1 protein-coding gene and 1 pseudogene are annotated in these 10,954 nt (G+C 38.9%); both read left to right on the forward strand.

Going from position 1 to position 10,954, the window contains the following annotated elements:
* Positions 1-435: 435 nt before the first annotated feature.
* Entirely contained in the window at positions 436-6,219 is a 5,784-nt protein-coding gene (locus PVV59_RS08215) for a YadA-like family protein (protein ID WP_273755645.1), read from the forward strand.
* A 440-nt stretch (positions 6,220-6,659) separates the two neighbouring features.
* Positions 6,660-10,954: pseudogene (locus tag PVV59_RS08220) on the forward strand (hypothetical protein); the annotation flags it as partial.

The raw sequence follows: 10,954 nt of genomic DNA on the forward strand, positions 1-10,954 counted from the left end.
TTTGTAGAATAACAATAAAATTAAAACATCCCTACTTACGCATTTTTGAAGAAAAATCGTAGACTTTATTCACTTATTTTACACAAAAAATATTTTTACTTAATACTTTTCTAAAAAGAAAAATCCCCTTTCTCTTCAAGATATTAGCACTTTTTCTATGAATAAAAGTGATAAATAAAAAACTAAAAAAACAATATCATCCTTGCAAAAAATAACAAAAAAACCTAGAAGTTAAGCAAATACTCATTAATATATAAAAAAATTAATCTTATTATCTCAGAGTAACACAAAAAGCGGGTGCATTCACTATAACATCTAAATATGCAATTTCTCTATTTTTTTAATGTTAAAGAGATGTCAACTTAAAAGTTTTCTTAGCATTTAAATGTGTCTTTTTTTGTGTTTTTAGTTATTTTTTTCATTGGGGAATTTGTTATGAACAAATTATATACACAATTAGCGGGGAGTGATTTAAAATTTTCTCGTTTTCCTTTTATTAAAGTTTTGTCATTAACTTCAATCGCTGCGCTTTTGTCGAGTGTTTCTCCTGTTTTTTCAAAAAATCTCTCTCCAAAAGAAGGAGTTTCTACGGATATAAAGACTGTTTCTGTGATGTCTCCCCAAAGTGTTATTTCTGTTTATGATGAAGCTACCGGTTATTTGAGGCTTCGCGATAGTATGTCTTCCCAACAATTTGCACAGCATGATGAGAATCTAGTGCCGATTGGTATATTTGATGCCTCGCAAGATGATTCACCTGTAATCACAAAGCGTGATGCTGGATTACAACGTGCAGACAAAAATGTTACTTTAGGTGATGGAGCGCAAGTACAAAAAGAATGGGGTGTTGCTGTAGGTTATATGGCTCACGCTATGGGGAAAAGCAGTACCGCATTGGGTGGTGAATATAATGAGGAGAGTACACACGGGGATAGTGATTATACCACTGCCAATGGTGATTATTCAACAGCTTTGGGTTCTGTTTCTAAGGCTATGGAAAATGGTGCAACTGCTGTTGGTCATCGTGCATTAGCAAAAGGTAAACAATCTATTTCTGTGGGATTTTATTCGAAAGCAAATGAAGAAAAAAGCGTTACGCTTGGGGATTATGCTGTAACTGAAGTAGTAGGAGGAGTTGCGTTAGGGAGTGCTTCTGTATCTAATGTTGGAGCTGGTGTTGAAGGGTATAGTCCTCTTGGGAAAAAGGGAGAAGGTGCCGATTTTGTATGGAAAAGTACACAAGGTGCTGTGAGTGTTGGTGATGTTAAGCAAGGGAAAACACGGCAAATTGGGGGAGTAGCAGCAGGTACAGAAGAGACTGATGCGGTGAATATTGCGCAGTTAAAGTCATTGCAAACCTATGTAGATAAGGGCTGGAAACTGTCTGTTGATGGTAAAAATACTAAAGCTGTAGGGATAGACGATACAGTAGATTTTGCAGCTGGAAGTAAAAATCTTGAAATCACAAAAGGTGAAAAAGACAATAACATAAAATTTGATCTCGCAAAAAACATTACGCTGGAGAGCGTAACAGCGGGGAAAAATGTTTTTGATACCACGGGCTTAATCATTAACGATGGTCCCAAAATCACGACTTCTGGTATTGACGCTGGAAATAACAGGATAACGGGTATTGCACCTGCTGATCTTAGTGCAGATTCACAAGACGCGGTAAATGGTAGTCAGTTGAATGTTGTAGCTACCCATATAGCTCGATATTTAGGTGGTGGTGTTAAATTTACAAGTGGCCAATGGGATGATCCAAAGTTCAAAATTAAAACTTTCAATCCTGAGACGAATGAGATTGAAGAAGAAAGTTTTCCGGATGTAGCAAAAGCCCTTGAGGGTGTGGGTAAGTCTTATGTAAATCTTCACAATGAGATTAAAAAAGCTGCCGATGATAGTGTCTTTAAATGGCATGCCGAAACGGAGAGCATTACAATTGCTGCCAGTGAGGGAAAAGGTGGGCAAGGAAGTATTGCTATAGGTAAGCTTTCAAGTGCAGCTGCTGACAATGGTATTGCACTAGGTGGTTCTGCAAATACATCTGGTGAAAATAGTATTGCATTAGGTAGTTTTGCAAATGCATCTGGTGAAAATAGTATTGCATTAGGTGGACTTTCAACTGTAACAGCTAAAAATAGTATGGCATTAGGTTCAAATGCACAAGTACTTGCTGATGGTGGTGTTGCTGTGGGTTATCAATCTGTTTCTCGTAACACAGTGTCCACAGTTGGCTATGATCCTTCCATAGGGGGCCGGTCAACAGATGATGGTGTGATATGGAAGAGCACTCAAGGAGCTTTTAGTATTGGTGATACTCCGAATAAGATAACACGACAGCTTACAGGTGTGGCAGCGGGTTATGCAGACACTGATGCCGTCAACATTGCGCAGCTGAAAGCACTAAGAGAGTACGCAGGCAAAGGTTGGAAACTTTCTGTTGATGATAAAAATACCCAAGCCGTTAGCATAGATGATACAGTAGATTTTTCAACTGGAAGTAAAAATTTTAAAATTACAAAAGGCGATAAAGATAATAAGATAAAATTTGATCTGGCTCAAGATGTTGCATTAACGAGCTTAAAGGCAGGCACAAATACCCTAGACGCAACAGGCTTAGTGATTACAGGTGGTCCGAAAATAACAACGGGTGGTATTGACGCTGGCAGTAAGAAGATAACAGGCATTCAAGATGGTGCACTCACAGCAGAATCAACCGAAGCGGTCAATGGTTCCCAACTTTTGGCAACAAATACTGAAATTAATGAAGTAAGAGATAGTATCCTTGTTAAGCAAGTAGCAAAGAAGAGGAGAACGCGCAGTCTCCCTAATGAAGGAGAAGGTCTTATCACTGTTGGTATGGAAACTGGTGGTAGCGAAATCAGTATTTTGAACAAAAGTAATGAAGAGCGGAAACTTTCCGGTCTACTCGGCGGGGCAATCAGTGCAACTTCAACAGACGCAGTAAATGGCTCACAGCTTCATACATTGGGCACAGGTGTTGCATCTTATTTTGGTGGTGGTGCTAGCTATGCGGATGGTAAATGGACCGCTCCTACATTCAAGGTAAAAGCAATCAAGGAAGATGGCAGCCCTGAAGATAAGGAATATCATGATGTAGCATCTGCTTTTTCTGGAGTTGGTAGTTCTATCACGAATGTTCAGAATAAATTGACTGAACAGGTTAATAATGTGATTAACAAATTAGAAAGCGAAAGCTTTGTTCAGCAAGACAAAACAACGCATCGTCTCACTATTGGAGCTGCAGTAGAAGGCAGTGAAATCAATATTGCCAATAAGGCTGGTGCGGATCGGATTCTTTCTGGCGTAAAGGACGCGACGAAAAACAATGAAGCCGTTAACAAAGGACAGCTTGATAAAGGCTTGAAAGATCTTTCGAACAGTCTTCAGTCTGATGAATCAGCAGTTGTTCATTATGATAAAGATGCAGATGGTAAAACTAATTATAGTAGTGTGACTTTAGGAAAAGCTAAAGATAAGACAGCTGTAGGTCTCCATAATGTTGCTGATGGTAAGATTTCCAAGGATTCACATGATGCAATCACGGGCGGTCAGATTAATACCATAGCTTCGGATTTATCAAAAATTTTAGGTGGAGATGTATCCTTTGATGGAAAAAACTTTAAAGGGCCAACTTATAATTTATCGAATATTGATGAAAAAGGTGAAGTAACAGATAAACCGCATACCGATATTGGTTCTGCCTTTAAAGGACTTGATGATAATATCAAGAATGTTAACGCTCGCATTAAGGAAGTCTCAGAAGGAGTTGCACAAGATTCTTTATCTTGGAGCGATGGTGACAAAGCTTTTGTCGCTCTGCATGGGGAAGGGGATGACAGAAAAGCCAGTAAAATCACATCGCTTGCTGTAGGAGATATTACGAAAGAATCGACGGATGCAGTAAATGGTTCTCAACTTTATTCACTGGGCGATAAGGTTGCAAAATATTTTTCTAATGACGCTGAATATAAAGATGGGGAATTGAATGTTCCTGATTTTAAGCTCAAAACTATCAATGATGATGGCACTGAAGCTGAATCAAACTATAAGAATGTATCAGATGCATTTTCAGGTGTGGGTAAACTTTTCACAAAGGTTCAAAATGCGATCAGCGATGTAATTAGTAATCTTCTTGTTACGAAAAATGAAGATGTTATCAACATTGGTAAAGGAGTAGAAGGTAGTGAAATCAATATCGCAAACAAGAGTGGTGCAGCACGGACTGTTTCTGGTGTGAAGGCAGCAGAAAAAGATAATGAAGCGGTTAACAAGGGACAGCTTGATAAAGGTTTGAAGGATCTTTCTGATACCCTTCTGTCTGATAGTTCTTCTGTTGTTCTTTACGATAAAACAACCGATGATCAAATTGATTATACAAATGTAACTTTTGGTAAAGGGAAGGATGCTACACCTGTTGCACTGCATAATGTAGCCGCAGGATTGATTGCGGAAAACTCAACAGATGTTATCAATGGAGGACAGATTCACATCCTTTCAACGGATGTAGCAAAATTCTTGGGTGGAGATGCTGAATTTAAGGATGGTGCTTTTAAAGGGCCAACTTATAATTTATCCAGTATTGATAAAGATGGTGAAGTAATAGATAAACCGCATACCGATGTTGGTTCTGCCTTTAAAGGACTTGATGATAATATTAAGAGTGTGAATGCTCGCATTAAGGAAGTCTCAGAAGGAGTTGCACAAGATTCTTTATCTTGGAGCGATGGTGACAAAGCTTTTGTCGCTCTGCATGGGGAAGGGGATGACAGAAAAGCCAGCAAAATCACATCACTTGCGGCTGGTTCTATAGCATCAGGCTCGAGTGATGCGGTTAATGGCGGACAGATTTATGATCTGAATCAGTCGCTAGTAAAGTATTTTGGTGGCGATGCTAAGTATGATGGTGATGGCTGGGTCCTTCCAGGTTTCAAGATAATGGCTTTCCAAGAAGATGGCAGCTTTGAAGAGGAGGATTATGATAGCATTGCAGCCGCGTTTGCCGGTATCAATAAGGTCTTCAAGAATCTTCATAATGAGATTTCAGAAAACATTGAGCAAAATGCGTTGTTGTGGAGTGATGATGCGGGTGCGTTTGTAGCACAGCATGAGAAGGAAGGTAAAAAGGACAACAGCAAGATCACGTTCCTTGCGGAAGGAAAGATATCAGAAGATTCGACGGATGCGATTAATGGAGGTCAGATTTATACTCTACAACAGAGCTTTGCCTCATATTTTGGTGGAGGAGCTGGTTATGATAAGGGAGGAAACTGGCAAGGACCCAAATTCTACGTTCAGGTCTTTAATAAGGATGGTACGAAAGGTGATAAAGAGGAGCGTAATAATGTCTCTGAAGCATTTGATGTTGTTAACGACAGCATGAGCACTATCAACGATCGTATAAAAGAAGTTGAAAAGGATGCCTCTTCTAATGGTCTGAATTGGAATGAAGAAAAAGGAAGCTATGATGCGTCTCACGCTGATGATCAGGGCGTTAAGAGTCCTAGTAAGATTATCAATGTAGAGAATGGTAAGGTAGACAAAGATTCCAAAGAAGCAGTTAATGGAGGTCAGCTTTGGGAAACCCAGCAGATGATTACAGATCAGGTCAAGGATATTGAAACTAAAGTTACGGAGGGATCTGTACTCTATGATAGAGATAAAAAAACAGGTGAAAAGATCAATCAAGTTACATTAGTTGGTGTAGATGACAGTTCTCCAGTATTAATAGACAATGTAGCGGCAGGTGACTTATCCAAAGATTCAAAACAAGCTGTGAATGGTAGCCAACTTTGGGAGACAAACCAGAAGATAGATATAGTCCTTGATAAGGCAAAAGAATATACGAATGAGCGTTTCAATGACATTATCAATCACCAAATGGGTGATGTTATTAATGAAGCGAAATCTTATACGGATATGAAGTTTGATGCTTTAAATTACAGCATTGAGGGGGCGCGAAAGGAAGCAAGACAAGCAGCAGCTATTGGTATAGCAGTGGCGAACTTACGCTATAATGAAACACCTGGAAAATTAAGTGTTGGATTTGGTACCGGCTTATGGCGTAATAAATCTGCATTTGCCTTTGGTGCTGGTTATACATCTGAAAGCGGATCTGTTCTGTCTAATGTATCTATCACCACTTCCGGGGGGCATTGGGGTGTAGGCGCGGGATTCAATATGACTCTGAACTGATCTAAAAACTTTTCTTAAATCCACTCTTTGCCCTTGCTTTGATGAAGCAGGGGCATTCTAGTAAGAGCTTTAAAATCCATTTTAATGAAGTGAAAAATCTTATCCGTGAACAATAAACCGTCTCTTAAAAGGCTGATCCATAAGCATAAAGATTGTGTCAACTTCACAGAAGATACAATTAAACAAACGATGCGTCATATTTGATAAAAACTAAAACGTATTTAATTATGAAAATCACTTTTTTATGTTTCTCACATTGACTTTCACAAATAGGCTCCTAATTCCCCTTAAAGGTGATGTAGCAATAACAGCTTATATCTTGTTTTATTTATAGTCTAAAAACACGCTGTAAAAGCACAAATACACAAAGAAAAGACAGAGCTTTAAAACTCTAGAATGTGTCTTTTGTGTTTAAAAAGTATTATTATGAGGGGGGTATTATGAAAAAATTATATACAACACAAACGGCATGTGATTTAAAATTTTCTCGTTCACATGATAGGACCTCGTTTTTTAAAGGAGTTTTATTGGGCACTGCGGTGGTCTTATTTTTATCAAATGGTTCTCCTGTTTTTTCAGCAAAACTTGATTTAACAAAAGTATCTCTTGAAAGTGTAAAGAATACTGCTGTGGTTTATCCCCAAAGCATTATCTCTGCATATGATTACTATGATGGTGATGAGAAAAATGATTTAACAGCATTGAATGTGGCAATGATGGCAAAAGTTGACGCTTCTGATGACTATGCAATTTTTTTAACCAAAACCGTTTCTGCTATAAGCAATGAAGATCCTATTGTGAATGTTTTGAGGACAGATGGCAAAAACTCATTGGAAAGAACATTAGATGCAGGCGGGCAATTTGTCGCTGATAATCGTGTAGTCCAAAATTTTGCACAGCATGGTGAGAATACAGCGATTATTGATGCATTCAATCCTTTGCGTAATGACTCTATGGTTAGAATGCAGCGCGGTACCGGACTACAACGTGACGGCGTAGAAGGTACGAGTGTCATATTTGGTAATAATATAACAAAGGATAAAAAGCTCCATTCTAATAGTGATATTGTTGCTATTGGTGCTGAGATAAAAGTATCTGCGGCAGATACGGTTGCTGTTGGTTATGGTGCGCAGGTGGATAATAGCTTTACTGTTGCTGTAGGTCATTTGGCGTACGCTGCAGGTGAAAAAAGTATCGCAATAGGTGGCGAAGGTAGAAGTGGTAGTACACCAGTCCCTTCTGAGGGACGTACAATAGCGACGGGCGTAGAATCAATTGCTATTGGACATCGTGCTAAGGCTGATAGTGAGGGATCTGTAGCTTTGGGTGCTTATACAAAAACGACGGTAAAATTAGGTGTTGCTCTTGGAGGTGAGTCTGTAGCTGATGTTGCTGCTGGCGCTATCGGTTACAGCTCTTTAACTAAGAGCGTTGCAGATTCTAATAGCATCGTTTGGGCGAGCACGTTAGCTGCGGTGAGTGTTGGTGATACTAAATTAAAAAAAACGCGCCAGATTGTAGGAGTGGCAGCTGGTAGCGACGATACTGATGCCGTTAATGTTGCGCAGCTAAAAGCGTTAGAATTGTACGTAGACCAAGGTTGGAAGCTATCAGTTGGAGGGAAAGATGCTACAAAGGTTGGTATAACGGGCGTAGTAGATTTATCAACAGAAAGTAACAATCTTAAGATTACAAAAGGTGAAGAAGATAATAATGTCAAATTTGATTTAGCTGATAGTATTACAGTGACGAAAGTTACCGCAGGAAGAAGCACTATGAGTGATGATGGCTTTCTGTTTGCTGATGGGGCTAGAATAACTGTGGATGGCATTCATGCTGGTGATAAAACGATTAAAGGAGTAGCGGCAGGGGAAGAAGATACCGATGCAGTGAATTTTGCACAGCTACAAGAGACAAAAGATCAAATAGTAAAAAATAGTCTTGTCAAGCAAGATGAGGGAGAAGCAGGTAGGATCACCATAGGTAAAGAGACAGGTGGTTCTGTAATTAATGTTACAAACAAATCAGGTGATGCTCGTACAATTTCCGGTGTGAAGGCAGCAGAGAATGATGATGAAGCCGTTAATAAAAAACAACTCGATGGTCAGATTGCAGATATTGTTGACACCGTAAAAAGTAATAGCCTTGTTAAGCGAGAAGAAGAGACAAATCGTATCACCATTGGTAAGGAAATAGAAGGCGCAGAGATTAATATTACAAATAAATCAGGTGAAGACCGGACTATTTCTGGTGTGAAAGCAGCAGAGAATGATGATGAAGCTGTTAATAAAAAACAACTCGATGGTGAAATTGCAGATATCACGGACAATATTAAGGTCATTAAAGAAGCAAATAGCTTTGCTGTCCTCTACGATAAAAATACAGATGGCACTGTCAATTATAATAGTGTGACTTTAGGTGGTGATAAGACTACGGCACCAGTTGCACTCCATAATGTACAAGCTGGTATAATTGCAGAGGGGTCGCATGATGCAATCAATGGTAGCCAGATTGAAAAAATATCCCGAGATGTAGCAAACATTTTTGGTGGTAATGCGGAATTTAGTGAAGGTACTTTGTTCGGTCCACTCTATCATTTATCGCAGATTTCTGAAGATGGTGTAGTATCTAAGGATCATAATAATGTTGGTTCTGCTTTGACAGGGCTTGATGAAAATATCAACAATGTGAATAGCCGCTTAACACATGTAGCCAATGAGTTTACTCAGAAAATTGATGGTTTTTCTAAAAATTCTCTGTTGTGGAGTGATGATGAGCAGGCATTTGTAGCACAGCATGGAGAGGGAAGAACAAATAGCAAAATTAAGTTTCTTGCCAATGGAGATATCACAGAAGATTCAACTGATGCCATAAATGGTTCGCAACTTTTTTCTACCAATCAGAATGTTACTACTGTTACGAATAATCTAGCAAAAATTTCTCAAAATATATCAAAGTATTTTGGTGGTGGTGCAGACGTATCTAACGGTAAGGCCCCCACTTACACCATTCAAGGCAAACCACATGATAATTTTGAATCTACTTTTAATGCTGTTGATAATTCTATCACGAATATCCAAAATCAGATTGCGGATGTGACAAAAAGCAGCCTCGTTAAGCAAGAAGACAATGAGGGGACCATCACCATAGGTAAGGCAACAGGTGGTTCTGTAATTAATATTACAAACAAATCGGGTGAAGACCGGACTATTTCTGGTGTGAAGGCGGCTGTTGCGCACAATGAAGCTGTTAATAAAGCCCAGCTTGATAAAAGTATAGAGAAGATTTCTAAGGATATTAATTTGGCAAGTGCTGCTGCTGTCCTCTACGATAAAAATACAGATGGCACTGTCAATTATAATAGTGTGACTTTAGGTGGTGATAAGACTACGGCACCAGTTGCTCTCCATAATGTAGAAGTTGGTATAATTGCAGAAGGGTCGCATGATGCAATCAATGGCAGCCAAATTAATAAAATATCTGGAGATATAGCGAATTATTTTGGTGGAGATACATCATTTGAGAATGGTACCTTTAAAGGACTAAAATATAGTTTATCTTCTATTGTTGAAGATGGTCAGGTAGCAAAAGTGAACTATTATGACGTTGGCTCTGCTTTGGATGGTCTTGATGCGAATGTGAAGAGTGTGAATACGCATCTGACGAATGTAGTCAAAGATGTTAATGAAAAAATCACGAATATTACTCAAGAAGTTAAAGGGGATGCCTTGTTGTGGAGCGATGATGATCAGGCATTTGTAGCGCAGCATGGAGAGGGAAGAACAAATAGCAAAATTAAGTTTCTTGCCAATGGAGATATCACAGAAGATTCAACTGATGCCATAAATGGTTCGCAACTCTTTTCTACCAATCAGAATGTTACTACTGTTACGAATAATCTAGCAAAAATTTCTCAAAATACATCTAAATATTTTGGTGGTGGTGCAGACGTATCTAACGGTAAGGCGCCTACTTACACCATTCAAGGCAAACCACATGATAATTTTGAATCTACTTTTAATGCTGTTGATAATTCTATCACGAAGATCCAAAATCAGATTGCGGATGTGACAAAAAGTAGCCTCGTTAAGCAAGAAGATAATGAGGGTGCCATCACCATAGGTAAGGCAACAGGTGGTTCTGTAATTAATATTACAAACAAATCGGGTGAAGACCGGACTATTTCTGGTGTGAAGGCGGCTGTTGCGCACAATGAAGCTGTTAATAAAGCCCAGCTTGATAAAAGTATAGAGAAGATTTCTAAGGATATTAATTTGGCAAGTGCTGCTGCTGTCCTCTACGATAAAAATACAGATGGCACTGTCAATTATAATAGTGTGACTTTAGGTGGTGATAAGACTACGGCACCAGTTGCTCTCCATAATGTAGAAGTTGGTATAATTGCAGAAGGGTCGCATGATGCAATCAATGGCAGCCAAATTAATAAAATATCTGGAGATATAGCGAATTATTTTGGTGGAGATACATCATTTGAGAATGGTACCTTTAAAGGACTAAAATATAGTTTATCTTCTATTGTTGAAGATGGTCAGGTAGCAAAAGTGAACTATTATGACGTTGGCTCTGCTTTGGATGGTCTTGATGCGAATGTGAAGAGTGTGAATACGCATCTGACGAATGTAGTCAAAGATGTTAATGAAAAAATCACGAATATTACTCAAGAAGTTAAAGGGGATGCCTTGTTGTGGAGCGATGATGATCAGGCATTTGTAGC

Origin of the sequence: Bartonella sp. MM73XJBT.G (genome assembly GCF_028618435.1) — a bacterium.
GTDB lineage: Bacteria > Pseudomonadota > Alphaproteobacteria > Rhizobiales > Rhizobiaceae > Bartonella.

What these genes read in the sequence shown, in the direction of transcription:
- PVV59_RS08215 (WP_273755645.1), top strand. Translation starts at nt 436, where the DNA reads ATGAACAAATTATATACACAATTAGCGGGGAGTGATTTAAAATTTTCT.